This is a genomic window from Acidithiobacillus sp. (assembly GCF_023256195.1).
Taxonomy (GTDB): domain Bacteria; phylum Pseudomonadota; class Gammaproteobacteria; order Acidithiobacillales; family Acidithiobacillaceae; genus Acidithiobacillus_A.
Window position 1 is genome coordinate 14,521 of sequence record NZ_JAGDWX010000026.1, and the last position, 23,726, is coordinate 38,246.

Annotated in this window: 21 protein-coding genes; 7 read left to right on the plus strand and 14 right to left on the minus strand. The window is 65.2% G+C overall.

Annotated features, from left to right (window positions below):
• Positions 1–7: 7 nt before the first annotated feature.
• The 4 genes from gap to Q0C23_RS06775 form a co-directional block, all read right to left on the minus strand.
• Entirely contained in the window at positions 8–1,024 is a 1,017-nt protein-coding gene (gene gap / locus Q0C23_RS06760) for a type I glyceraldehyde-3-phosphate dehydrogenase (protein ID WP_291511608.1), read from the minus strand.
• A 62-nt stretch (positions 1,025–1,086) separates the two neighbouring features.
• Positions 1,087–3,084 (minus strand): transketolase, encoded by a 1,998-nt coding sequence (gene tkt / locus Q0C23_RS06765; RefSeq protein ID WP_291511609.1) that lies wholly within the window; start codon positions 3,082–3,084, stop codon positions 1,087–1,089.
• 56 nt (positions 3,085–3,140) lie between these two features.
• The gene (glpX, locus tag Q0C23_RS06770) at positions 3,141–4,088 is read right to left on the minus strand and encodes a class II fructose-bisphosphatase (protein WP_291511610.1); all 948 of its coding nucleotides are present in this window, start codon (positions 4,086–4,088) and stop codon (positions 3,141–3,143) included.
• A gap of 51 nt (positions 4,089–4,139) precedes the next feature.
• Positions 4,140–4,976 carry an inositol monophosphatase family protein gene (locus Q0C23_RS06775; RefSeq protein ID WP_291511611.1) on the minus strand — a complete coding sequence of 279 codons (837 nt, stop codon included), beginning with the start codon at positions 4,974–4,976 and terminating at the stop codon, positions 4,140–4,142.
• 87 nt (positions 4,977–5,063) lie between these two features.
• Here Q0C23_RS06775 and Q0C23_RS06780 point away from each other — a divergent pair, with 87 nt between their 5' ends.
• Entirely contained in the window at positions 5,064–5,804 is a 741-nt protein-coding gene (locus Q0C23_RS06780; RefSeq protein ID WP_291511612.1) for a 16S rRNA (uracil(1498)-N(3))-methyltransferase, read from the plus strand.
• Positions 5,805–5,856: 52 nt separating this feature from the next.
• Positions 5,857–6,804 carry a 4-hydroxy-3-methylbut-2-enyl diphosphate reductase gene (gene ispH, locus Q0C23_RS06785; RefSeq protein WP_291511613.1) on the plus strand — a complete coding sequence of 316 codons (948 nt, stop codon included), beginning with the start codon at positions 5,857–5,859 and terminating at the stop codon, positions 6,802–6,804.
• A gap of 17 nt (positions 6,805–6,821) precedes the next feature.
• Here the strand turns inward: ispH and rmuC are convergent, their stop codons facing one another.
• From rmuC to Q0C23_RS06815, 6 genes are all read right to left on the minus strand, one after another.
• Positions 6,822–8,345 (minus strand): DNA recombination protein RmuC, encoded by a 1,524-nt coding sequence (gene rmuC / locus Q0C23_RS06790; RefSeq protein WP_291511614.1) that lies wholly within the window; start codon positions 8,343–8,345, stop codon positions 6,822–6,824.
• A 77-nt stretch (positions 8,346–8,422) separates the two neighbouring features.
• Entirely contained in the window at positions 8,423–8,878 is a 456-nt protein-coding gene (gene mscL, locus Q0C23_RS06795; RefSeq protein WP_291511615.1) for a large conductance mechanosensitive channel protein MscL, read from the minus strand.
• 28 nt (positions 8,879–8,906) lie between these two features.
• On the minus strand, positions 8,907–9,425 hold the full coding sequence (locus tag Q0C23_RS06800) for a hypothetical protein (protein ID WP_291511616.1): 519 nt from the start codon (positions 9,423–9,425) through the stop codon (positions 8,907–8,909).
• 62 nt (positions 9,426–9,487) lie between these two features.
• Positions 9,488–12,559: an efflux RND transporter permease subunit gene (locus tag Q0C23_RS06805; RefSeq protein ID WP_291511617.1), complete on the minus strand. Its 3,072-nt coding sequence runs from the start codon at positions 12,557–12,559 to the stop codon at positions 9,488–9,490.
• Positions 12,556–13,704 carry an efflux RND transporter periplasmic adaptor subunit gene (locus Q0C23_RS06810; RefSeq protein ID WP_291511618.1) on the minus strand — a complete coding sequence of 383 codons (1,149 nt, stop codon included), beginning with the start codon at positions 13,702–13,704 and terminating at the stop codon, positions 12,556–12,558. The genes Q0C23_RS06805 and Q0C23_RS06810 overlap by 4 nt, the downstream gene beginning before the upstream one ends.
• On the minus strand, positions 13,701–15,128 hold the full coding sequence (locus tag Q0C23_RS06815; RefSeq protein WP_291511619.1) for a TolC family protein: 1,428 nt from the start codon (positions 15,126–15,128) through the stop codon (positions 13,701–13,703). The genes Q0C23_RS06810 and Q0C23_RS06815 overlap by 4 nt, the downstream gene beginning before the upstream one ends.
• Before the next feature lie 198 nt (positions 15,129–15,326).
• On the opposite strand from Q0C23_RS06815, the gene Q0C23_RS06820 reads away from it, so the two are divergent.
• Genes Q0C23_RS06820 through Q0C23_RS06830 form a run of 3 tightly spaced genes read left to right on the plus strand, consistent with a single transcriptional unit; the run spans position 15,327 to position 17,880 of the window.
• Positions 15,327–15,902, plus strand: coding sequence for a Spy/CpxP family protein refolding chaperone (locus Q0C23_RS06820; RefSeq protein WP_291511620.1), 576 nt, complete (start codon positions 15,327–15,329; stop codon positions 15,900–15,902).
• Entirely contained in the window at positions 15,902–16,624 is a 723-nt protein-coding gene (locus Q0C23_RS06825) for a response regulator (protein WP_291511621.1), read from the plus strand. Before Q0C23_RS06820 ends, Q0C23_RS06825 begins: the two co-directional genes overlap by 1 nt.
• Positions 16,624–17,880, plus strand: a complete 1,257-nt coding sequence (locus Q0C23_RS06830) for an ATP-binding protein (RefSeq protein WP_291511622.1) — start codon at positions 16,624–16,626, stop codon at positions 17,878–17,880. Before Q0C23_RS06825 ends, Q0C23_RS06830 begins: the two co-directional genes overlap by 1 nt.
• A 7-nt stretch (positions 17,881–17,887) precedes the next feature.
• Here Q0C23_RS06830 and Q0C23_RS06835 read toward each other — a convergent pair whose 3' ends face one another.
• Together Q0C23_RS06835 and Q0C23_RS06840 are read right to left on the minus strand one after the other, a co-directional pair.
• The gene (locus Q0C23_RS06835; protein ID WP_291511623.1) at positions 17,888–18,235 is read right to left on the minus strand and encodes a hypothetical protein; all 348 of its coding nucleotides are present in this window, start codon (positions 18,233–18,235) and stop codon (positions 17,888–17,890) included.
• A 24-nt stretch (positions 18,236–18,259) separates the two neighbouring features.
• Positions 18,260–20,407 (minus strand): UvrD-helicase domain-containing protein, encoded by a 2,148-nt coding sequence (locus tag Q0C23_RS06840; protein WP_291511624.1) that lies wholly within the window; start codon positions 20,405–20,407, stop codon positions 18,260–18,262.
• A 101-nt stretch (positions 20,408–20,508) separates the two neighbouring features.
• Here Q0C23_RS06840 and Q0C23_RS06845 point away from each other — a divergent pair, with 101 nt between their 5' ends.
• Positions 20,509–21,444 carry a DnaJ C-terminal domain-containing protein gene (locus Q0C23_RS06845; RefSeq protein WP_291511625.1) on the plus strand — a complete coding sequence of 312 codons (936 nt, stop codon included), beginning with the start codon at positions 20,509–20,511 and terminating at the stop codon, positions 21,442–21,444.
• Positions 21,445–21,466: 22 nt separating this feature from the next.
• On the plus strand, positions 21,467–21,754 hold the full coding sequence (locus Q0C23_RS06850) for a chaperone modulator CbpM (protein WP_291511626.1): 288 nt from the start codon (positions 21,467–21,469) through the stop codon (positions 21,752–21,754).
• A gap of 337 nt (positions 21,755–22,091) precedes the next feature.
• Here the strand turns inward: Q0C23_RS06850 and Q0C23_RS06855 are convergent, their stop codons facing one another.
• A complete protein-coding gene (locus Q0C23_RS06855; protein ID WP_291511627.1) occupies positions 22,092–22,796 on the minus strand; it encodes an SIMPL domain-containing protein in 705 nt (234 codons plus the stop codon).
• 21 nt (positions 22,797–22,817) lie between these two features.
• Positions 22,818–23,558 carry a 2OG-Fe(II) oxygenase gene (locus Q0C23_RS06860; RefSeq protein ID WP_291511628.1) on the minus strand — a complete coding sequence of 247 codons (741 nt, stop codon included), beginning with the start codon at positions 23,556–23,558 and terminating at the stop codon, positions 22,818–22,820.
• Between the last annotated feature and the right edge of the window lie 168 nt (positions 23,559–23,726).

The window sequence follows — 23,726 nt, forward strand, 5'->3', positions numbered from 1 at the left end:
CGACTCCTCAGCGCTTGACGCCCATCATGGCCAGGGCGGTATCGATCATGCGGTTGGAGAATCCCCACTCATTGTCGTACCAGGAGCAGACCTTCACCAGCTTGCCCTTGACCTTGGTCAGGGAGGACTCGTAGGTGGAGCTGGCCGGGTTGTGGTTGAAGTCGATGGACACCAGGGGCTTGTCGTTGTAACCGAAGACGCCCTTCAGGGCCCCTTCCGAAGCCGCCTTCATGGCCGCGTGGATGTCGGCCACGGACACCTCCCGCTCCACCAGGCAGGTGAGGTCGACGATGGAGACGTTGGTGGTGGGCACGCGGATGGCAAAACCGTCCAGCTTGCCTTCCAGCTCCGGCAACACGAGGCCGATGGCCTTGGCGGCTCCGGTGCTGGTGGGAATCATACTCATGCTCGCCGCACGGGCCCGCCGCAGATCGCTGTGGTAGACATCGATGATGCGCTGGTCGTTGGTCATGGAGTGGATGGTGTTCATGGTGCCGCCGACGATGGGCGTCAGATCGTTGAGGGTCTTCGCCAAGGGCGCCAGGCAGTTGGTGGTGCAGGAGCCATTGGAGACGATCTGGTGCTTGGCGGGGTCCAAGAGATGGTGATTGACGCCGTAGACCACGGTGAGATCCACCGGATCCTTGGCCGGGGCCGAGATCAGAACCTTCTTGGCACCGCCCTGGATGTGCAGCGAGGCCTTCTCACGGGTGGTGAAGATGCCGGTGCACTCCAGCACCACGTCCACCCCGAGGTCCCCCCACGGCAGCTTGCTGGGATCGCGCTCCGCCAGGACCTTTACCCGATCCTTGCCCACCAGCATCTCCTGTCCCTCGACGCTGACGGGGACGGGGAAGCGACCGTGTACCGAGTCGTATTGGGTCAGGTGGGCGTTGGTCTCCGGGCTGCCGAGGTCATTGATGGCGACGATCTCTACCTCGCCCTGTCGATCGGCTTCATAGACCGCCCGCAGGATGTTGCGACCGATCCGCCCGTAACCATTGATACCAATCCGCAATGCCATGTCTCACTCCTTGAAAAGCCTGACAATAGAAACCTGTTCCGAGATGGACGCGCCAGCGCGTCTCACAGCCCCTTGAAGGTGTCGACCACGTGATCGACGGTGAAGCCGAGCTTCTCGAAGATCACCGGTGCCGGCGCCGAGGCTCCGAAGCGGTCGATGCCGATGACGGCACCCTGAAGTCCCACGTACTTGTACCAGAGCGCCGTGGCACCGGCCTCGATGGCCAGCCGGCGGGTCACCTTGCTGGGCAGCACGGACTCGCGATAGCTGGCGTCCTGCGCATCGAAGAGCTCGACGCAGGGCATGGACACCACCCGCACCGCCACACCCTGCTCCGCCAGGCGCGCCTGCGCTGCCAGAGCGAGTTCCACCTCCGAGCCCGTGGCGATGAGGATACCCGCCGGGGCAGCACCCTCCGCGTCCTTGAGCACATACCCACCACGCCGCACAGCGGCGATGCTCGCGTCGCTGTGGGGCAAGGGGGCGAGATTCTGGCGGCTGAGGGCCAGCAGGCTCGGGGTGCGCTCCTGCTTCACCGCCGATTCCCAGGCAATGGCCGTCTCTACGGCATCGGCCGGACGCCATACGTGCAGATTGGGAATGAGGCGCAGGCTGCTGACCTGCTCCACCGGCTGGTGGGTAGGCCCGTCCTCACCCAGACCGATGGAGTCGTGGGTCATGATGTAGATCACGCGGATGCCCATGAGCGCCGACATGCGGATGGCATTGCGGGCATAGTCCGAGAAAATCAGGAAGGTGCCGCCGAAGGGCAGAAGCCCACCGTACAGGGCCACGCCGTTCATGATGGCGGCCATACCGAACTCACGCACGCCGTAGTGGATGTAATTACCCATGAGGCGGTGTTTGCCGATGTCCAGGGCTTCCTTCCAACGGGTGTTGTTGGAAGGCGTGAGATCAGCCGAACCACCGACGAATTCCGGCACGGCCTGGGCAACGGCTTGGATGCACTTGCCCGAAGCCACACGGGTCGCAATCTTGGGCGGGTCCTTGCGGAACTCGGCAATGAGGTGTTCGATGGCGCGATCGAACTCGGGACTGACCTTGCCTGCCCAACGCCGCTCCAACTCGGCGGCCTCTTTGGGGAAGAGCTCGCGGTACTTGGCAAAACGCTCCTTCCACTCGGCCTGGGCCTGCTCGCCCTTGGCGCGCGCATCAAAAGCCCGATAGATGGCCTCGGGAACCTCGAAGGGTGCACCACTCCAGCCCAGATTCTTGCGGGTCAGGGCGATTTCTTCGGCCCCCAGGGGCGCGCCGTGGACATCGTGGGTACCGGCCTTGTTGGGCGAACCGTGGCCAATGACCGTCTTGCAGCAGATGAGGGTGGGCTTGGTGGTCTGCTTGCGCGCCTCCTGGATGGCGCGCTTCACGGCCTCGGGGTCGTGACCATCGACACCGGCGATGACGTGCCAGCCGTAGGCCTTGAAGCGCGCCGGGGTATCGTCGGCGAACCAATCGTCCACGTGTCCATCGATGGAGATATTGTTGTCGTCGTAGAAACAGATGAGCTTGTTGAGCCCCCAGACGCCGGCCAGGGAGCAGGCCTCATGGGAGATACCCTCCATGAGACAGCCGTCGCCCAGAAAGACGTAGGTGTAGTGGTTGATGATCTCGTGATCCGGGCGATTGAAATGCTTGCCCAGAATCTGCTCCGCCAGGGCCATGCCGACCCCGTTGGCGAGACCCTGCCCCAGAGGGCCCGTGGTGGTCTCGACCCCCGGAGTATCACGGTACTCGGGGTGCCCCGGCGTCTTGCTGTGCCACTGGCGGAACTGCTTAAGGTCATCGATGCTGAGCTCGTAGCCCGAAAGATGCAGCAGGGCGTACTGCAGCATGGAACCGTGGCCGTTGGACAGCAGGAAGCGATCGCGGTTAGGCCAATGCGGATCGGCGGGATTGTGCACCAGAAAATCGTTCCAGAGCACCTCGGCGATGTCCGCCATGCCCATGGGCATGCCCGGATGGCCGGACTTGGCCTTCTCGATGGCGTCCATGCTGAGGACACGGATGGCGTTGGCGAGATCGCTGCGCGTGACGGTCATAAAAAGCTCCTTACAAGGGCGGCGACGGGCGCACCGCCGGGGTTGCAGTCAAAGATTCAGGCGTCCACCCGCTGATGCGTGCGCACGCGACGAAGAATGCCGTCGTGGCCGGAGATGACCAGACTCTCGCTCTCGACGAAGTAGTGGGACCGGGATACGCCGTCGAGGATATCGCCAGAGGTGAGGCCGGTGGCCACGAAAAGTACATCGTCGCTGGCTACCAGATCGTTAAGGCCCAACCATTGCCCGGCCTTGAGGCCGGCAGCGGCGATGGCCTCGGCCTCCCCCGGCTTCTGCGGCGCGAGGCAACCGAACATATCTGCCCCCATGGCGCGAGCGGCACAGGCGCTGATGACCCCCTCGGGCGTACCACCGATACCCATCATGGCGTCCACCTTGACACCCAGCGCCGCCATGATGCCGCCGCTCACGTCGCCGTCGGTCTGCAGACGCACGGCGGCGCCGGCTGCCTGGATCTCGCGGATCATCCCCTCGTGCCGCGGCTTCTTGAGGACGAAAATACGCAGCTCGCGCACCTCCTTGCCCAGGGCCCGAGCCAGAGCCGCCAGCTTGTCGGCCATGGGTGCGGCGGGATCGATCTTGCCGCGCGCCGGGGCCGGCACGACCAGCTTATCCATGTAGAAGGCAGGACCGGGCCGGAACATCGCCCCTTTGGGTGCGGCGGCCAGCACGCAGATGGAGCCCGGCATACCGCCGGCCATGAAGGTCGTGCCCTCCACCGGGTCCACCGCTATCTCCACCTCCGGACCACTGCCCGAGCCGACGCTCTCGCCGTTGTAGAGCATGGGCGCTTCGTCCTTCTCGCCCTCGCCGATGACCACCAGACCGCGCATGGGCACCTCGCTCAGGGCGGCGCGCATGGCATCCACCGCCGCCCCATCGCCCTGCTCTTTTTCACCTCGGCCGATCCAGGCGCTTGCGGCGCGGGCCGCGCTCTCGGTGACGGGCAAAAGGGAAAGGGCGAGATTACGGATGGTGGCCATAAATTAGCGATTCCTGGTAGCGCATGGGAGACAATAGGCATTCAGCATAAATCAATGTTCCCTTTTTGGGAACTCGGCGCACGGGGCGGGACGGTCATCACCGAGCCAACGCCGCCAAGCGGCATGCAGGAGTGGGTCCAGGGTTGCCAGTACCGAGCTACAGGCCAGATCCGCCACGGGCAGGGGGGCTCCGACGAGGGTGCTGAGGCTGCCGCCGGTTTCCGTCAGGATCAGCGCCCCCGCCGCCCGATCCCAGAGCTGTTGACCACCGTGGAGGTAGAAATGGTAGCGTCCGGCGGCGAGCCAGCACCACTCCAGGACAGAACTGCCGAAATTCCGCTGGCTGTGAAAGGGGCGCTCGTCGATGAGCCGCAGGGACAATGCCCGAGTCAGACGCTTGTAGTCCACCACCCCCACGGCTTTGTCCAGACTTGGCGCTTCCCGCGGCATCAGGGCCTGACCGTTGAGGGTGGCGCCGTGGCCGGCGCGAGCCGTGAAGAGTTCGTCCCGGATCGGGTCGTAGACCCAGCCGGCAATGGCCTGCCCACCCTGCAATAAGGCGAGGGAGATCCCGAAGATGGGTACACCGGCGGCGAAGTTGCTGGTACCGTCCAGCGGGTCGAGGCACCACAGGGGCACGTCCCGGGCCAGCAGCCGCTCCTGCTGCGGGCGGGTCATCTCCTCACCCAGCAAGGGCAACTCTGGGTAGCGCGATGCCAGCATCGCCTGCAGAAAGTCCTGACTATCGAGATCGGCAGAGGTTACCACGCTGCCATCGGGCTTGCGGCTGCACACCACCTCGTGAAAGCGGGGCAGGATGAAGCGCTCTGCCGCCTGGCGCAGGATTCCGCCGATCCAGGCCATATCGCTTTCGGAACTGGTAAACATCGTTCGCTGGCACCTTCTCTTCGGTCCGCCCATGGCTCATGGTATCGTGCAGCCTCATCGCCCTTCCTTCAAGCCTTTGCGCCGGACATGCCCCGAATCCACCTATACAGCGCCGAGACTCCCAGCGAAGACAGCCACTGGCTGCTCCCGGCAGAGCCCAGTCACCATCTGCTGCGCGTCCTGCGTGCCCGACCGGGACAGGAACTGACGCTTTTCACCGGGGATGGCCGCGACTATCCCGCCGAACTGGTGGGAGCCCAGGGCAAACAGGCACTGCTGGCCGTGGGGCAGGCACGCCAGCGGGACACCGCTTCACCGCTGCACTGCTGCCTGTGGCTTCCCCTGATCCGAGCAGAGCGCTGGGACTGGGCCCTGCAGAAGGCGACGGAGCTGGGCGTCCACGCCATACAACCCGTGGTCTGCCGCCACAGCCTGGTCCCTCTGCGCGAGGCCCAGGCAGCCCGGCGCCAGGAGCGCTGGCGGGAAATCCTGATAGCCGCCTGCGAACAAAGCAGCGCCACCCGCATTCCTCAACTGCTGCCAGCCCGCGCCTTGTCCGAACTGGAGGCGCCCGCCGCGCAACTGGCCGTGGTTTGCGATCCAGGCTATAGCAAGAGACTCGGCAGCATCCTCGCGGCGCGTCCCGGTTGCGCCAGCATCGTGCTGCTCTGCGGCCCCGAAGGAGGCCTGCACCCCGCAGAACTGGAGCGGGCAGAGTCCCTGGGCTTCGTGGGCGCGCAGCTGGGTCCGCGCATCCTGCGCGCCGAGACGGCGGCCATCACCGCCCTGACCCTGGCGCAGGGCTTCTGCGGCGACCTCGGCGGTTGACAGGGGCCCGTCTGCGGGTGACCATCGCCTTTATTTTCGGGAGCTTGCCACCATGGACATACTGCTTGCCAATCCGCGCGGTTTCTGTGCCGGGGTCAATCGCGCCATCCAGATCGTCGAGCGCGCCCTGGAACTGTATGGCGCCCCCATCTATGTGCGCCACGAAGTCGTCCACAACCGCCACGTGGTGGACGATCTGCGCGAGCGAGGCGCGATCTTCGTGGAGGAGCTGGACGAGGTCCCCGACGGCGCTACGGTCATCTTCAGTGCCCATGGCGTCCCCATCTCGGTGCGTCGGCGGGCGCAGGAGCGGGGCCTGACGGTGTTCGACGCCACCTGCCCGCTGGTCACCAAGGTACACATGGAAGTCAAGAAGTACAGCCGCGAGGGCATGGAGATGGTGCTCATCGGCCACGCCGGGCACCCAGAGGTAGAGGGCACCATGGGCCAGGTGGAGGAGGGCATGATGTATCTCGTCTCCAACGTCCGCGACGTCGCCGCGCTGTCCCCCCGCAATCCCGAGCGCCTGGCTTACATCACCCAGACCACCCTCAGCATGGATGACACGGCCGAGGTCATCCAGGCTCTGCGCGAGCGCTTTCCGGCCATAGAAGGGCCCAAGAAGGACGACATCTGCTACGCCACTCAGAACCGTCAGGATGCCGTCAAGCGGCTGGTACCCGACGTCGATATCCTTCTGGTGGTGGGTGCGCCCAACAGCTCCAATTCCAGCCGCCTGGCAGAGCTGGGGGTACGCCTGGGTACCGCCACCCATCTCATCGAGGATGCCAGCCAACTGCGGCGGGACTGGTTTACGGGGGTGGAACGTATCGGCATCAGTGCGGGCGCCTCCGCCCCCGAGAGTCTGGTTCAGGAAATCATCGATACCCTGAAGGAGTGGGGTGCGGGTGTGCCGGTGGAAACCCACGGTGTCGAGGAAAGGGTCACCTTCAGCCTGCCCCTGGCTCTCTCCCAACGCAGCGGCACGGCATCGCGCTAGGGCGGTGACGAGTCCGATCACCGCTCGCCATGGTCTTCCGGTGGAGCTTCGCCCAGCCCCTGCGGCGGGTGCCGCGGAATGCTGTCCACCGGCTCCAGAATCTCCAGATCCTTCCCCGCTTCGCTGGCCTGTAGGTCGCGAAAGCGGCGTGCTGTGACCAGCACACGGCTCTCCAGCGAGCCCGTCGCCTTGTTATAGGCCTGCACAGCCTGCCCGAGGCCTTTGCCGACCCGCGCCCAGTGCTCCGCCAAGGTGGCCAGTCGATCGTAGAGCTCCTTGCCCAGCGCACTGATGGCCTGGGCGTTTTCCGCCAAGGACTCCTGGCGCCAACCGTAGGCCACGGCACGCAGCAAGGCGATGAGGGTGGTGGGCGTGGCGACGATGACCTTCTGCTCCACGCCATACTCGATGAGCCCCGGATCTGCCTGCAGCGCGGCGCTGAACAGATCCTCACCGGGCAGGAACAACACCACGAATTCGGGCGTCGGTACCAGCCGCTCCCAGTAGACCTTCTTGGCCAACTGGCCCATGTGGGTCTTGAGCTCCGCCGCATGTTTCCGAAGCCAGAGCGCCTTGTCTCCCTCTTCCGCGGCCTCCACAGCCTGAAGATAGGCATTGAGGGGGGCCTTGGCGTCCACCGCAATCTGCTTGCCGCCGGGCAGTCGGACGATGAGATCGGGGCGCTGAACCCCACTGTCCCCGGTGCCGGCGAGGCTCTCCTGCTCCACGAAGTCGCAGTGCGAGAGCATCCCCGCCATCTCCACTACCCGGCGCAGCTGCAACTCGCCCCAGCGCCCGCGCGCCGCCGGCTGCCGCAGAGCCTTGACCAGACTGGCGGTCTCCTGATGCAGGCGCGGCAGGTGATCCTGCACCAATGCCCGCAACTGCTCATTGAGACTGCTGTAGGCGTCGATACGAGCCCGCTCCAGCATGTCCAGGCGCTCACCCACCTTGCCCAGAGACTCCTGGATGGGTTGAACCAGCTGCTGCAGACCGGCCTGCCGCTTTTCCCAATCGCCCCGGGCACTTTCCTGAAAGCCCGCCAGTTTCTCCTGAGCCAGGGTCAGGAAGGACTGACTGTTGCGGCGCAGGGCCTCTGCCGACAGGGCTTCGAAAAGCTGCCGGAAATGCTCACGCGCCTCCTCCAGACTGGCAACCCGAGCCTCGGCCTGGCGCCGCTCTTGCAGAAGGCGCTCCTCCAGCTCGGCCAGGCGACGGTCGCGGTGGCCGACATCCTGACGGCTGGCCTCCAGATCCTGCCGGAGCTTTTCCTGCTCCCGTCGCAGCTCTGCCAACTGCCGATTCTCCGCTCGCAGCTCCGCCGCGGCCAGTGCTTCGGCGTGCAGTTCGCGCTCCAACTGCACGATACGCTCCTGCTGTCGGGCATCCTGGGCGCGCTGGCGCTCGAGCTCGGCGTTGAGCTGATCCCTCTGCAGGCGCAGGGCATCCCCATCACGACGCACTTGTCGCCACTGCCAGACGACCACGAGAAGCCCTGCCGTCAGTGCAGCACTCAGGGCGAGCCACCACCAGGAAGCCATGAGCAAGGGATGCGACCTAGGGCGCCGAGCCCGGTACGAACCGCCCGGCGTGCCGATCCCCGGCCACACGGAGCAATCTATTCAACCCGCAGATCCGAGGTGCAGTGGGGGCAGCGCAGGGCTGCCAGGGGGATGCTACTGGCACAGAAGGGGCAGTCCTTGCTGGCCACCGGTGCTGCGGGCTGGGGATAGAGGCGATTGATGAGGCGCACCAGGCTGAAGATGAAAAGGGCGATGATGATGAAGCCCACCACCGCATTGATGAAAAGACCATAGTTCAGGGTGACCGCCCCCGCCTTCTGCGCCGCTGCGAGGGTAGGGTAGGGACCGGGGACGCTGCCCGCGTGCAAGGTGAGATAGAGATTGCTGAAGTCCACCTTGCCCAGCAGCAGACCCAAAGGAGGCATCAGAATGTTGGTCACCAGGGAATTGACCACGGTGGAAAAAGCAGCACCTATGACAAAGGCCACGGCTAGGTCGATGACATTGCCACGCTGCAGAAAGGTCTTGAAATCTTGAACAAATCCAGTCACCGGCTGCTCCTTGTCCGAGTTGCGGCGTTCAGTGGCAGAAACGATTCACCTCGTCCTTGCGTTGATCCATGGTAGCCCGCTGGGAAGCGGCCGTGCAGTCCGCAAGGCTGTTGCCGCAGCTGCTGGCCCAGCTCTGCGTGAGATCGAAGAACTCGCCGGCCTTTCGCGCAGAATTGGCATAGGGGCCCGCGCCGAAAAGGGTTTCCAGTGCCGAAAAATATCGGCTCTCTTCGCCTGCCCATTGCGAGACCGCCGTCCAGCAGGCCGCCTGCTGGTCTGCCTCCATGCGGGCGCAGCCGATGGCGTCGCGGCGGGCGAGTTCCAGAGCCCGGCGCCAAGAAGTACAGAACTGTCCCTCGGCGGCACGGCGCTGAACGGCCGTCGCGGCCAGCTTCTGTTGTGCTTCCTGTGCCGCCCGCGCGGCCGCCTGCGAGCGCGCCTCCGCCGTTCCTGCAACACCCGCCGGAGACGGCGGCATCATGGCATTGCTGGCACAGCCGCCCAGGCCAAGGATAGTCAATCCGGAAAAAAGCCACCTGCGCATCATACCCCACTCCTCCCGCCACCAGCCCCACAGGTTTATAGCACAGCTTGGCGGGGTCTGCTGCGTCAGCTGCCGGGCACGATGGCAGCCTGCGCGGCCCGCCGGGGACCTCGGAGATTTTCCAGGAGCACGTAAAAGGCCGGTGTCACGTACAGGGTCAGGAACTGGGATACGATAATACCGCCCGCCACGGCCACCCCCAGGGGCACGCGCGACTCGGCACCGGCGCCAAAACCGATGGCGATGGGCAGGATCCCCAGAACTGCAGCAAGATTGGTCATCATGATGGGACGAAAACGGGTGATGCAGGCATCGACCATGGCGGTGACGGGATCGTCGCCGGCACGCCGCCGGTGCAAGGCGAAGTCCACCATGATGATGCCGTTTTTCTTGACCAGGCCCACCAGCATGATGATCCCGACGAAACTGAAGAGATCCAGCTCCTTACCGAAGATCCATAGGGCCAGCAGGGCGCCGAAGCCGGCCAGGGGCAGTGCCGTGAGGATCGTCAGGGGATGCAGGAAATCCTCGTAGAGGATGGCAAGGATGGCGTAGATCAGGGCCACCGTCGCCAGCAAAAGCAGCGGCAGGCCGCCGCTGGATTGCTTGAAAGCCGCCGCCGTGCCGCCCGCAGTGCCCTGGACGTCGGCCGGCAGGATCTGTGCCGAAAGCTTCTGGATTCTGGCACTGGCCGAACCGAGCGCTACGCCCGGAGCCAGATTGTAGGACACCGTCACACTCGGGATGCCATTGTAGTGGCTGATGCTCAGGGGACCCACGCCATAGCGGGACTGGGTGACGGAGCTGAGAGGAACCAGGCCGCCAGTACCCGGCAGCAGGATGTTGTCGAGCGCCGAGAGATTCTGCTGAAAACGCCTGGCCAGATCGAGAATGACCTGATACTGGTTGGTAGCGGCGTAGATGGTGCCCACCTGAGTGCCCCCGAAGGCAAAATTCAGGGCCTGCTCGATGACCTGGGGCGTCACCCCCAAGGCCTGGGCGCGCTTTTGCAGAATCTGCACATCCACCTGCGGATTGGCCAGCTGCAGGTCGCTCGTCACCGACTGGAAACCCGGTGTCGCCCGCAGCGCCTCCACAAACTTCGGTACAACAGCGTCGAGACTGCTTTGGTCCTCGCTCTGCAGAACATACTGATAGCTGGACTGCGAGGCTATGGGTCCCATCTGTATGGCCGGCGGCATCATGAAACTCACCTGCACCCCGCGAAAACCCTCGACACTACGCCGTAGCTGCTGGACCACCGTCGCGCCGGCCGGACGCTGGCCCTGGGGCTTCAGACGGATGATGAGACGCCCGGTATTGGCCGAGCCGAAGGCCCCTGCGCCCTGACCGGCACTGGAGAGTACCGACTCCACAGCCGGATTCCTTGCCACCACGGCGGCGATGGCCTGCTGCTGGCGGCCAAGCTCCGTGAAGGAGATGCCTTCGGGATACTGCAGATTGCCCATGACCATGCCGCTGTCGTCGCTGGGGATGAAACCCTTGGGCAGGATCACGAAGAGCCCGATCATGGCGATGAAGGACAGGCCGGCCACGCCGTAGACCCATCCTCGGTGCGCCAAGGTCCAGCGCAGGCTGCGTCCGTAGCGGTCGCGCAGGCGCAGAAACCAGCGCTCAAAGGCGCTGGCCTCGGCGTGCTTGACCCGCAGGTAGCGGGCGCAGAGCATGGGTGTCAAGGTCAATGAGACCAGGCCCGAGAGCAGAATGACCACGGCGATGGTTACCCCGAACTCCCGAAACAGCCGTCCGACGATGCCGCCCATGAGCAGGAAAGGTAGGAAGACCACGGCCAGGGACAGGGTCATGGACAGTACGGTAAAGCCGATCTCAGCGCTACCGCGTAGGGCAGCCGTTTCTGGCTCCTCACCCATTTCCTCGTGGCGGGCGATGTTCTCGAGCATGACCACCGCGTCGTCCACCACGAAACCCACCGCCAAGGTGAGGGCCAGGAGCGTCAGGGTATTGAGGGTGTAGCCCAACAGGGACATCACCGCAAAGGTGCCGAGGATAGAGGTGGGGATGGCCAAGGCTCCGATAAGGGTGGGGCTGCCGCGACGCAGAAAGAGCCACAGCACCCCCGCCACCAGCAACGAAGCGAGCAGCAGGGTGACCTCCGTCTCACGGACGGCCGAGCGGATGTAGTCGGCCTTGTCATAGATTACCTGCATCCGCGCCCCGCCGGGCAGGCTCGCGGCCAGGTCCGGCAGACGCTTCGCGATGGCGCGGGAGATGGCGACGGTATCGGCGTTGGGCTGGCGTACCACGGCCAGAATCAGAGCACGTTGCGGTCCAAGCCAGCTGGCTATCTGATCGTTGTCCACGCCATTGCTGACCGTGGCCACATCCGCCAGGGGGATGACCGTGCCCTCGCTCTGGAGCACCGGCATCTCGCGGAAGGCCTGGGCATCGTGCAGCTGTCCATGAACATGGACGGCGTAGTTGCGCGCGCTCCCCAGCAGAGTCCCCTGGGGCAGATTGACGTTGTGACTGGCGATGGCCTGACTCAGAGTCTGCAGGGAAATGCCGCGGGCTGCCATGGAGAAGGGGTTTGCGTGGATGCGTACGGCATAGTTCTGCTCCCCGAAGACCTGTACCTGGGCAACCCCCGGGATTCCCGACAGGGCCGGAACGATGCGATCCACCGCGTAGCGGTTGAGCGTATAGATGGGCATGTCCGGAGCCGACAGGGCGATGAACTCGATGGGCGCCGCCGAGGGATTGATCTGGCGCACCAGCGGTAGACTGGGCAGACCGGGCGGAAGCAGGTGCGCGGCCTGGGTAACGGCATTCTGGACATTCTGGGTGGCGACATCGATATTCTGGCTGAGGTCAAACTGCAGAATGATCCGGGACGAGCCCTGACTGCTGGTGGAGCTCATGGAGGCGAGCCCGGGAATGGCGGAGAACTGCTTCTCCAGCGGCGTTGCCACACTACTGGCCATGGTCTCCGGGCTGGCCCCCGGCAAGGCCGCCGCCACCACCACCGTCGGAAAATCGACGCTGGGCAGCAGCGCCACTGGCAGACGCAGGAAAGCAAAGACTCCGTAGACCACGAGCCCCAGCGTGAGGACGATGGTCAGCACCCGGCGGCGGATGAAGAGGGCGGAGATATTCACGGTCGTCCCTCGTGGCCCGAGCCGCCGCTGCGGTGACCGTCGGCGCGGTCCGAGGCAGACGCCCCCGGCAGCAGCACCTTGGCGCCGGGGTAGATGCGGGCCGGCACGGGATAGACCACCGCGCTCCGGGCGGGCAGGCCGCGGATCACGGCCAGCGGTCCGTCCTCCCAGAGCAGTTCGACCTTCTGCACCCGTACTGTCCCGCCTGGGGCGAGGTAGACGAAGTTCCCGGACTGGCCCTGCTGCACGGCGCCCGTGGGCAGGGTCTGAGCATCCGGCACCCGCCGCACTGGCAAACGTATCTCCACGTATTGCCCCGGCCAGAGGGCGTCGTTGTCGTTGTCCGCCTCGGCCTGCAGGCGGACGGTAGCCGTCGCCGCCTGGACACCGTTGTCCACCACCCGCAGATGGGCCGTGGCAAGGGACGCACCGGTTTTTTCATCGACGACAGGCAGAGGTAGAGCGTCCCTCTGAGCAGTCCGGGCAGCCGCCAGCAGACCCTGAGGAATCTGGAAATTGATGGCGATGGGGTGGACCTGATTGATGACGGCCAACTGGGTCTGATTGGCCGTGACCACATTGCCCGGCTTGACCAAAGCCATGCCGATGGTACCGGCGATAGGGGCGCGGATGACCGTATAGCCGAGGTTCAATTGCGCCTGCCTCAGCGCTGCCCGGTCGGCCTGCACCGCAGCACGCGCCGCTTGTGCCTGGGATACCGCCTGCTCATAACTCTGGCGCGTGATGAAATCCTTGGCCACCAGGGGTGCGTCCTGTTCCACCAGGCGCCCCTGATAGCGTGCCGTGGCCTCGTCCGCTGCCAGTTTGGCCGCGGCCTGGGCCACACTCGCCTGCGCCTGGGCCGGGTCGATCCGGAACAGCACCTGGCCACGCTCGACCTTGCCACCCTGCACGAAGCTCTGGGTCTGCAGGATACCGCTGGTCTGCGGCACCAGGGTCACGGTCTGTAGAGGCGTTACGGTGGCCAGGAAAGCACGGTACTCTACCGCGTCCTGGGTCTTGACCTGCACCAGTTGGACACTCAGAGGCGGTGGCGCGCCGTGCGGAGCTTTCTGACAGGCGCTGAGCGCAAGGGCGAGAAAGAGGGCCAGCGCGCCCTGCAAGCAAAGACGGGACGAACTCATGGCTGCGCTTCTCCCAAGGGCATGCCGACGGCCTGACTGAGCTGGGCCAAAGCAACGTAACTGGAGACCAGTTTCTGGATGAGGGTGTAGCGGGCCTGCGCCAGCGAGGACTCGGCCAGCAGCACGTCCTGGATGGTGGCCTGCCCCACCCGGTATTGCGCTCGCACCACTTCCAGGGCCTTCTCGGCATTTTCCAGACTGCTGCGCGCACCGGGATAAGAAGCCAGCGCACCCTGGAAGTTGTGATAATCCTGCCAGACCTGTGCCAGCGTGGTGCTCTGGCTCTGGCGTAGCTGGGCGGCAGCCTGGTCGGCCTGAGCCTGGGCCTGCCGGATCTGATAGTGGCGGTTGAAACCCGTGAACAGCGGCACTGTCAACGTGAGGCCAAGACCCCAGGTGTCACCCGGCGCGAAACCATTCTGAAACTGGTAGCCGTAGTTACCGGACACCGCCAGGCTGGGCAGGCCGGCGGCTCGGGTGCTGCGTACATTGGCCTCGGCCACCGCCAGCTGAGCACGGGATTCCTGCAGGGTGGGGTTGGCCTTTTCGGCGGCCTGCATCAGCGTTTCCGCCGCCTCGGCAAGCCCCGGCGGTGGCGGCGCTTCCAGGCGCAGGTCCGCAAGACCGATGGCGGTGGATGGCGCAAGCCCCAGCGCCGCCGCCAGTGCCCCCTGACTCGCGCGCAGGGTCTGCTCCTGCGCCGCCAGGGTGGAACGCGCCTGGGCCAGGGCAGCGCGTGCCTGGTAGAGAGCACCGATGGTGGCCCGCCCGGCACGGTGCAGCAGTTCCGCCGCTTCCAGATTCTTTTCCTGTTCCGCCACGGTCTGACGATCGGCCAGGAGCAGGGCGCGATCGCCCAGTACTTGGTAGTAGGCCTGGGCAACGCTGAAGGCGACGGCCTGGATGCTCTGGTTCTGGGTGAAACCCGCCACCCACTCCTGCGCCCGGGCCGCATCCACCTTGGCCCGACGCAGGCCGAAGTCCCACAGGGTGTAGGACAGGGTCAGGTTGGGACTGACGCTGTTGCGGACCGGCACACTGAAGCCCGCCGTGGATACCGCCTGGCGGCGGCTGATGGGAGTGCTCAGGGTCAGGGTCGGCAGCCAGGCGCTCTCTGCCACTCCCAGCGCCGCGGCCTGCGCACGCAAGCCGTTCCATGCGGCGGCCGTCTGTGGGTTGTGGCCTAGGGCATAGGCCGTGAGCTCTGCCAGTGTCCAGTCACGTCCGGCCCAATCTTCCGCTGCCGGAGCTACCTTGGGCAAGGGCGGCAGCTGCGTCTCCCCCTGCCAAAGCACGCCCGGGGCGGACGGTAACCCGTGCAGCGTGGAGAATGGATCGGTCACGAGGCCACCGCCCATCGCCATTGAGCTCACCGGCACGAGGGTCAGGACGAGACCAAGAGAGGACCATCGACCAGGTTTCACGCTCCATCTCCACACCGGCTATTGCCAGCATTCTCGGGCAAATGCGCCGCCGAAGGAAGCGCTGGATCCGCTTGGAATTGTTGCGGGATGTGAAGTGTTTTTTACAAGCCTTGATAGTTTGGTCCTGGCAGGTATCTGAAGACAGGGCTATCTTGAGAACACGGGAAGGAGTCCCTTCCCCTGATTCAGGAGAATGCCATGAAAATTTTCCAGCCTGCTGTACGCATCCTTGCCACCGGTCTGCTTCTGAGTGCCCCCGTAGCCTTTGCCGCCGATACCGGCATGATGGGCGGTAATAACGTCATGCCTGCGGCCCCCATGGGTGCCGGTCCCATGGCCGGTCACGGTCCCATGCAGGGCATGGGCCCACACATGGGCCCCATGGCCAAGATGGCCAATGCACCCGTCCCCATGCTCTTACCCATCGTCTGGAGGCACGCGGTAGAGCTCAAGCTCACCCCGGCCCAGGACAAGGAACTGCAGAACTGGCGCAAAGAAGCCGAAGAGAAGATGCGCGGACGTTGGCCCGAATGGCGTGCGCACAACCTTGCCCTGCGCAAGGCGCTTCTGGACAATGCGCCGGCGGCCACCCTCAAGCCTCTGGAAGATCAGGTGCTGAAGGACCATGCCGAAATGCTGCAGGAAGGGATCGCCCAGGTGGAGTTCGTCCACAAGCTGCTGACCCCGGAGCAGTGGCAGAGGGTCACCCAGATCTATGCCGACATGGAAAAACGGCAGAAGGACATGGGTCATCCGGGCTGGAAGCGGCCCTGATGGCCAAGGCCCGCGTCCTGCTGGTAGACGACGACCCCAAGCTGCGCAGCATTCTGCTGCGCTACCTGGAGATGCAGGATTTCAGCGTCTGTGGCGTCGCCTCCACGGCGCTGATGGACCGTATGCTGGAGCGGGAGTTCTTTGACCTGCTCCTGTTGGACGTGATGATGCCGGGAGAAGACGGCTTCGAGGCCTGCGCACGTCTGCGCCGGCAAGAGCCGCAGCTGCCCATCATCATGTTGACGGCCCGCGGCGATCTGGACGATCGCGTCCAGGGTCTGTCCCTGGGCGCTGACGACTATCTAGCCAAACCTTTCGAGCCCGAAGAGCTGGTGGCCCGCATGCGCGCCGTCCTGCGCCGCAGTCAGGAGCCGGACATGGCCAGACCAAGCCCCGGCGCCATTCATTTCGGACCGTTCCGTCTCGCCCTCGATACCCGCAGCCTGTGGCGGGGTGACGAACGTATCGCTCTGACCGAAACCGAATTCTCTCTCCTCCACGCCCTCGCCAGTCACCCTTGGCAGACCCTGTCGCGCGATCGGCTGATCCAGATGATCCGCGCCGGCGACGAGGTCCCGGGAGCGCGCGGTGTCGATGTCTTCATCTCGCGTCTGCGCCGACTGATCGAGGACGATCCGTCCGCCCCGTGCTATCTACAGACCGTCTGGGGACGCGGTTACGTCTTCGTCCCCGGCGAGGACCGCGCGACCCCGGTCCGCTGATGCGTCCCCGTTTCTGGAGCGACACGCTCTTTGCCCGGATTTTTCTGCTGGTGGGTGCTCTGCTACTCGCCAGCCAGCTCGCGGTATACTGGTATTTCAACGTCTATCAGGCCGAGCGGCGGGCCCAGTTTCCCGCCCAGAACTGGGCGCAGATCCTCACCCTGAGCGAATCCCTGGGGCCAGCGGCGCGGGCCGAGCTGGCTCCCACCTTGGCCCGTCAAGGCATGGACTGGCGCCCGGCCAGCGCCATGAGCGGCAGCCACAAGCTTCCGGCACCCCTGCAGAGCGCCCTGCAGATCCTGCACGGGCTCGGCTGGCCCGAAGCCGAGATCCGTCTCGACCGTCGCCACGATATCCTCTGGTTACGGGCAAGCCCCACCAGCGCGCACGCCATCGCCATGCCCTTGCCCAGGCCCGCCGGACCATCGCCGCAGTGGTTCAAGCTCAGTGCCATTCTTCTCCTGTCCCTGCTCGGCACCTTCCTCATCGTCCGCCAGTTGACGCGTCCCTTGAGCCGCATCATTGCCGGCGTGGCGGATGCCCGCACCACCGAGACCCTGCCGGAACTGCCCGTGGCCGGGCCCGCCGATGTCCAGCGCCTGGCCGAGAAACTGAATCAGGCTCTGCGCGACGTCCACCAGCTCTGGAAGGAGCGGGAGATGGTCCTGCTGGGGGTGTCCCACGATCTGCGCACTCCCCTGACGCGGATGCGCATGCTCCTGGAATTTTTGCCCCCGAATACCGAAGTACGGGAAGAGCTCATCGCCAATCTGCGGGAGATGGATGAGATCCTGCGCCAGTTCCTGGACTACGCCCGCAGTGGTCAGGAAGAACCGAGTCAGGTGCTGGATCTGCCGCACTGGCTCGAGGATTTTATCGAGCGGCAGGGGCCGGACATCCAGCTGGACCTACCGGACGAGCGACCACTGCAGGCGAGACTGCGGCCCGTGGGCCTCGCGCGCATCCTTCAGAACCTCATCGACAACGCCCGGCGCCACGCTGCCCCGCCATTCCTGCTGCACCTGCGGCGGGAAGGCACGGAACTGGTCTTCGTGCTGCGCGATCACGGCAGTGGCATTCCCGCAGGAGACCTGGAAAATCTGGAGAGACCCTTCGCCGTGGCGGGTCGTGGTGGCGGCACCGGGCTCGGCCTCGCCATCGTTCGCCGACTGGTCCAAGCCCAGAGGGGCGCCCTCCACTTCCGCGATGCCGTGGGCGGCGGTCTGGAAGTGGAGGTACGACTGCCCGAGCGCTGAACTCGCCTCAGTGCTGCGGTGGAGCCTCACGCGGACAAAGTTTGCGCAGATCCCGCACTTCCTGGGGACTGAGGTCGCGCCAGGCGATGTTGCCGCAGCTTCCCGCCAGAGGTCCCTGCAAGGTGCCGGCCTGGGACACCGCCTTACCCACGGGAAAATCCGGTACGGATCGCGTGCTCACCGTAGGACCGACCATCTGCACCGAGGCTGCCGGACTGGTGACTGCGGTCTGCGCGACCCGGGCGCGCTGGTTCTGCCACCAGAAGAAGGCGATGGCCACTACCAGTAGTACGAAAATCACCAGCACCCACCACCTCGCCGACCCGCGGCTATCTTGTCCATCCATCTTGCTCATCCTCCTCACTTTCCTCGCCGGCTCTCAGGAGAGAGCTTCCAGGGCTACGACACCCAGAGCCAGCCACTTGGTGCCCGACGCGAAACGTACCTGGATCCGTCCCTGCCGACCCGAAGCCTCGTAGTCCAGTACCGTTCCCTCGCCGAAGACCGGGTGCCGAATGCGGCTGCCCAAGGGGTATGGCAACTCCCGCTCGGCCCTGCTCTGCCGGGCTGACCCCATGGCCACCGCCGCCACGGGACGAGCGATGCGCGCCCGAGGCCGTAGCTCGCGGATGAGCTCGGCTGGCAGATCCCGCAGAAAACGGGAGGGTAGGCTGGAGCGCTCCGATCCGTGCAGACGCCGGCTCTCGGCGTGGCAGAGTACCAGCCGCCGCATGGCGCGGGTCATGCCCACGTAGCAGAGCCGACGCTCCTCGGCGAGCCCGTCGGCATCCTCCAGCGAGCGCTGGTGTGGGAACAGGCCCTCTTCCAGACCCACCAGAAAAACCACGGGAAACTCGAGGCCCTTGGCGCTGTGCAGACTCATCAGCTGCACGGCGTCCTCCCAGGCATCGCTGGCGCCCTCGCCGGCTTCCAGCGCGGCGTGGGTGAGGAATTCCGACAGGAGGTTGCCCGGATCGGGATTGAGCTCCCGCAAGGCCTCCCGCTCTTCCACAAACTCGTAGGCGCGTGCGGCATTGATGAGTTCGTCCAGATTCTCCAGCCGGCCCTCGCTACGATCGCCGTCGCGTCCGTACCAGTCGCGCAGGCCAGTGACCTCTATGACCCGATGCACCGCGGCATCCAGGGGTTCTCCGGCAATCTGGGCGGCCAGTTTGTCGATGAGGGTCAGGAAGGCGTTCAGCTTGGGCAGGGCCGCCTGTCCTGCCGCCTGCCACAGCGATAGCCCCTGCTCCCGTGCCTGCAGCCGCAGACGCTCGAGGGTGACGTTGCCGATACCGCGGGTGGGCACATTGACCACCCGCTCGAAGGAGGCATCGTCGTGGCGGTTGCGGCACAGGCGCAGATAGGCCAGCACGTCCTTGATCTCCGCCCGTTCAAAAAAACGCAGGCCGCCGTAGACGCGATAGGGCACGCCCTCGCGCACGAGGACCTCCTCGAAGACCCGAGACTGGGCATTGGAACGGTAGAGGATGGCGCAGTCCCGACGCTGGCCTCCCTGCGCTACCCAGTTCTGGATCTGGGCGACGACGAACCGGGCTTCGTCCTCCTCGTTGTAGGCCGCATAGAGCTCCAGGGGCTCGCCGCCGTCCTGCGCCGTCCACAGGGTCTTGCCCAGACGCTCCGGATTCTGGGCGATGACGGCATTGGCAGCCGCGAGGATCGGTGCCGTGGAGCGATAGTTCTGCTCCAGACGCACCAGGGCCGCACCAGGAAAATCCTCGGCAAAACGCAGCAGATTCTCGACCCGGGCGCCGCGCCAGGCATAGATGGACTGATCGTCATCGCCCACCACGAAGAGCCGTCCGTGCGTGGCCAGGCGCCGCAACCAGGTGTATTGCACAGCGTTGGTGTCCTGAAACTCGTCCACGAGCACGTGCGCAAACCGTTCCCGGTAGTGCTCCAGGATGGCGTCCTGTTCCCACAGGCGCAGCGCGTACAAGAGCAGATCGGCAAAATCCAGCAGCCCGCCCCGTTCCTTGATGAGTTCGTAGCGTTGATAGACCTGCACCGGTGTCGACCAGCGGCCCACCTCCCGCGCCGCAACCTCCGCCGGCGTCCATCCCTCGTCCTTCCAGCGGCCGATCTGGGCCGCCAGGGCCCTGGGGGCCCACTGCTTCTCGTCCAGACCCAGTTCGCGCAGGGCGCGGCGCACCAGCCGCTGGCTGTCGTCGCTGTCGAGAACCTGAAAATCCGCGGGCAGACCCAGGGCCTCGGCATGACGGCGCAGCAGGCGGTGGGCGATGCCGTGGAAAGTCCCCATCCACAAGGGGCCAAGGTCCAGCTGCACCAGCGCTGCCAGGCGCTCGCGCATGGACCGGGCCGCCTTGTTGGTGAAGGTCACGGCCAGGATCTCCGCTGGGCGTACGCCCTCTTCCAGGAGGTGGGCGATCCGGCTGATGAGCACCCGGGTCTTGCCGGAACCCGCTCCCGCAAGCACCAGAGCAGGGCCCGGTGGCAGAAGTACGGCCTCGCGCTGTTGGTCGTTGAGTTGCGTCCATTCGCTCACAGCATCCGCCTTGGTCTTGAAATTCGCAGTCCTTGCCCACATTGTGAGGGCAGGAATTGCGCTTTTCCACCATTGGCCTCGAGTCTCATCAGGGGATTGCCTTGGAATATAAAGATTACTATCAGATTCTGGGTGTTGGCCGCGACGCCGATGCCGACGCCATCAAGGCGGCCTACCGCAGGATGGCGCGCCGGTACCATCCGGACGTCAGCAAGGAGGCAAATGCGGAGGATCGCTTCAAGGAGGTCCAGGAGGCCTATGAGGTGCTCAAGGACCCCGAGAAGCGCCGCGCCTACGATCAGCTGGGAAGCAATTGGCGCGCCGGTCAGGAGTTTCGTCCACCGCCGGGATGGGAAAATTTCCACGCGGGCTTCGGCGGCCCCCAGGATGCTGCCGGCATGGGCGGCTTCAGCGACTTCTTCGAAGAACTCTTTGCCCAAAGCCGCGGCGGTCGGCGCGGTGGCGGTTTCCGCGCCCAGGGCGAGGATACCCAGGCCACCCTCGCCATCAGCCTGGAGGATGCCGCCCACGGTGTGCAGCGGGAGATCGCCCTGGAATTGCCGGGGCTCGGTCCGGACGGTCGTTTGCAGCGTCAGACCCGGCGCCTGACGGTCAAGATTCCCAAAGGCATCACCGCCGGTCAGCGTCTGCGCATTGCCGGGCAGGGTCAACCGGGTCTCGGGGGCGGTCCCGCCGGCGACCTGTATCTGCTGGTGGATTTCCTGCCCCACCCGCAGTTCCGTGTGGAGGGCCGGGATCTCTATCACGATCTCAAGGTCACTCCTTGGGAGGCCGTGCTGGGCGCCAGCGTCGAGGTGCCCACCCTGGATGGCCCGGTCCGCACCAAGGTCCCGGCCGGTTCCAACTGCGGTCAGAAGCTGCGCCTCAAGGGCAAGGGTCTACCGGGAAGCGCGGGCAAGGAGGGCGGAGATCTCTATGCCGTCATTCAAATCGTCGTGCCGAAGACCTTGTCGGAGCAGGACCGGGCACTCTGGCAGCAGTTGGCCGAACACACGCACTTCCACCCACGTCGCTGAGCCAGTGTGAGGAGAAGCGCCCATGAGTTCCACTCCCATCCCCGTCCTGCAGGCCGAGATCGTCGACGACGGTCTGTTCTGCTTCGACTTCGGTCAGCTCTGCACCCTGCTGCACTGTGCCCCCAACGAGGCCCTGGCCTGGGTCCATTACGGGGTGATCCAGCCCCAGGGCAGCGGACCACAGCATTGGCGCTTCCGGCGCATCGACCTCTACCGCGCCCGCCTCGGGCAGCGCCTCGCCCGCGATCTCGAGCTGGATATGGCCGGCGCGGCACTAGCCATCGAGCTGCTGGAGCGTCTGCGCTCCTAGACGGGGCCGCCGTCGCTGCTCTGGTGGACCAGCACCCGATCCGGCCCTCCGTTTCGGCACGGTAGAGCGCGCGGTGCGCGCGCCATCGACGGTGGTTTCGGGGCAGATGACGAGAAATCCATCGCCACTGTGGTAGCCCCACTCCTCGTTGATCTCCTTGGAATTGCCGAGGTCCGAGCAGGAGAATCGCCAGGGTCTTTCCGTGGCGTCGTGCAACGGCCCACTCTTGGGCCAGGCGCTCCCCGTCACGTAGGCCGATTGCGCAGCGCCGACAAACACGTCGGAACGTCCCACGAAGCAGTGGAATATCGCCGGATGACAGTCGATCGACGGGAGCTCAGGAGCGGCACCAAGCACTGCCTGCGACTTCCACCTGACCGGCTTTGTGACCCTCGCCCATGGGTATCTCAGGCGGCGTGCTGCTTCGAGCAGCGGCGAAGATCACGGGGCGCGGTCCGGAATCCTGCCAACGATCGCTGAGGCGCACCGAGTCTATACCGCCCCAGCGCAGGCCAAGGGCTGTGCAGGCTTCCTCGGCGCGTTTGCGCCAGACCTGCAAGGCCTGGGTTGCCGCCCGTTTCTCGGCCTGCTCGTGACCCGCAGGACTAGCGACGAACTGCGTCGACACGATCTGCAGACGCGTCTGCAGCTGGGCGAGCAGCGGACCCAGCAGGGATGGTGCCGCTTCCACCATCAGACTCCCTGAGACACGCCAGAGCGAACGTTTGTCCACCTCCACGCGAAAACTCCGGTAGCCCACATTCTGCCAATGCACAGCGGGCTCCTTGGCGAGAATCCGACTGGCCCATTGTAAAGATGCATTGACGCTCGCTGCGGCGCTGACAGGATCGTCCCGATCCGCGCTGGCGCTCAGCTCCGCCCGGAGCAAGGTGGCCGGAACGCTATAGTCCTCGGTGGTCGACAACTCGATATGCGTACGGTCCTGGTCGCCGGCGCCATCCCCCCAGGCAGCGCTGGACAGCAAGAACAGACCGACCACGAGACCACCGAGAACCGCACTGGAACGATAACTGGGCACCATCGTATCCTCTCTGTAGAAAGCTCAGCGCAGCCGGAATCCATCGGGATCCTTGCCTCGCAGACGCCGAGAAAGGACCTGAAAGGAAAGACGGTTGGCGACGACGATGAATACCTTGCGCAGATGACCCGGGGGGCTGCGCAATTCCCGGACCGCATGCCAGGAATGATCGGTCTGCGCAAAAAGAAAGCTGCGGTTGCCCAGCACGGTGGACGCCGCGACCAGTTGCAGATCGTCGTAGGTAGGCGCCGAATGCCGGGGGAAACGTCCGCCATCGTCCAGGACCAGGGTTTGACCGCCCCACTCCTCCTGCCAGTCCGCCGGGGTATTGAGGTAAAAGATATGCGAGCCCAACTTGCGCCGGGCATCGGTGTGGGGCGACACCGACGCCCCAGCCGCTGCGTAGTGCCAGTGCATGCTCAAGAGCACCGGTCTGCGGCGCGGCAATCCCAGCATCTGCCGCCAGAAATCCAGGTAGACTGGACTGCGCAGCTCTCCCAGGAAATTGCGCCAATGGCTGGACAGTCGTCCCTCTGTGGCCGGCACCACCTGCAGGCTGAGGCGCTGGTGCGTCTGCTGACCGTGGGCGCGACGGCGATTCTCCAGTTCCATCTCCTCTGGACTCGGCGACTCTCGGCAGAGCGTCGCAAAGGCCTCTTCCCGCAAGAATCCCTGGATGCTGGCGTAGGGATAAGGCTGCTTCTGCTGAAACGCATCCCTCTGAGCCAACAGCGACTCCATGACCGCGGTATCGATATACTCCATCGTCCATCCGCCTCGCCAGTTCCCAATTCTCAAGGATAACTCAGCACGTCCAGGCGCGAAAACCACGCCCTTGGGCAGCCGGCCCACTTCCCGGTCCGATCAGCGGGTGGCCTACGTGGCAATCCCCACTCGTAGGTCTCCCATCACCCGGTGTCCGCACGATCGACA

Coding starts and splice junctions, on each gene's coding strand:
- Q0C23_RS06800 (WP_291511616.1), bottom strand. CDS start 9,425: ATGATGCGCAGGTGGCTTTTTTCCGGATTGACTATCCTTGGCCTGGGC.
- Q0C23_RS06825 (WP_291511621.1), top strand. CDS start 15,902: ATGGCCAAGGCCCGCGTCCTGCTGGTAGACGACGACCCCAAGCTGCGC.
- gap (WP_291511608.1), bottom strand. CDS start 1,024: ATGGCATTGCGGATTGGTATCAATGGTTACGGGCGGATCGGTCGCAAC.
- Q0C23_RS06835 (WP_291511623.1), bottom strand. CDS start 18,235: ATGAGCAAGATGGATGGACAAGATAGCCGCGGGTCGGCGAGGTGGTGG.
- Q0C23_RS06850 (WP_291511626.1), top strand. CDS start 21,467: ATGAGTTCCACTCCCATCCCCGTCCTGCAGGCCGAGATCGTCGACGAC.
- Q0C23_RS06775 (WP_291511611.1), bottom strand. CDS start 4,976: ATGTTTACCAGTTCCGAAAGCGATATGGCCTGGATCGGCGGAATCCTG.
- rmuC (WP_291511614.1), bottom strand. CDS start 8,345: ATGGCTTCCTGGTGGTGGCTCGCCCTGAGTGCTGCACTGACGGCAGGG.
- glpX (WP_291511610.1), bottom strand. CDS start 4,088: ATGGCCACCATCCGTAATCTCGCCCTTTCCCTTTTGCCCGTCACCGAG.
- Q0C23_RS06860 (WP_291511628.1), bottom strand. CDS start 23,558: ATGGAGTATATCGATACCGCGGTCATGGAGTCGCTGTTGGCTCAGAGG.
- tkt (WP_291511609.1), bottom strand. CDS start 3,084: ATGACCGTCACGCGCAGCGATCTCGCCAACGCCATCCGTGTCCTCAGC.
- ispH (WP_291511613.1), top strand. CDS start 5,857: ATGGACATACTGCTTGCCAATCCGCGCGGTTTCTGTGCCGGGGTCAAT.
- Q0C23_RS06810 (WP_291511618.1), bottom strand. CDS start 13,704: ATGAGTTCGTCCCGTCTTTGCTTGCAGGGCGCGCTGGCCCTCTTTCTC.
- Q0C23_RS06830 (WP_291511622.1), top strand. CDS start 16,624: ATGCGTCCCCGTTTCTGGAGCGACACGCTCTTTGCCCGGATTTTTCTG.
- Q0C23_RS06780 (WP_291511612.1), top strand. CDS start 5,064: ATGCCCCGAATCCACCTATACAGCGCCGAGACTCCCAGCGAAGACAGC.
- Q0C23_RS06820 (WP_291511620.1), top strand. CDS start 15,327: ATGAAAATTTTCCAGCCTGCTGTACGCATCCTTGCCACCGGTCTGCTT.
- Q0C23_RS06855 (WP_291511627.1), bottom strand. CDS start 22,796: ATGGTGCCCAGTTATCGTTCCAGTGCGGTTCTCGGTGGTCTCGTGGTC.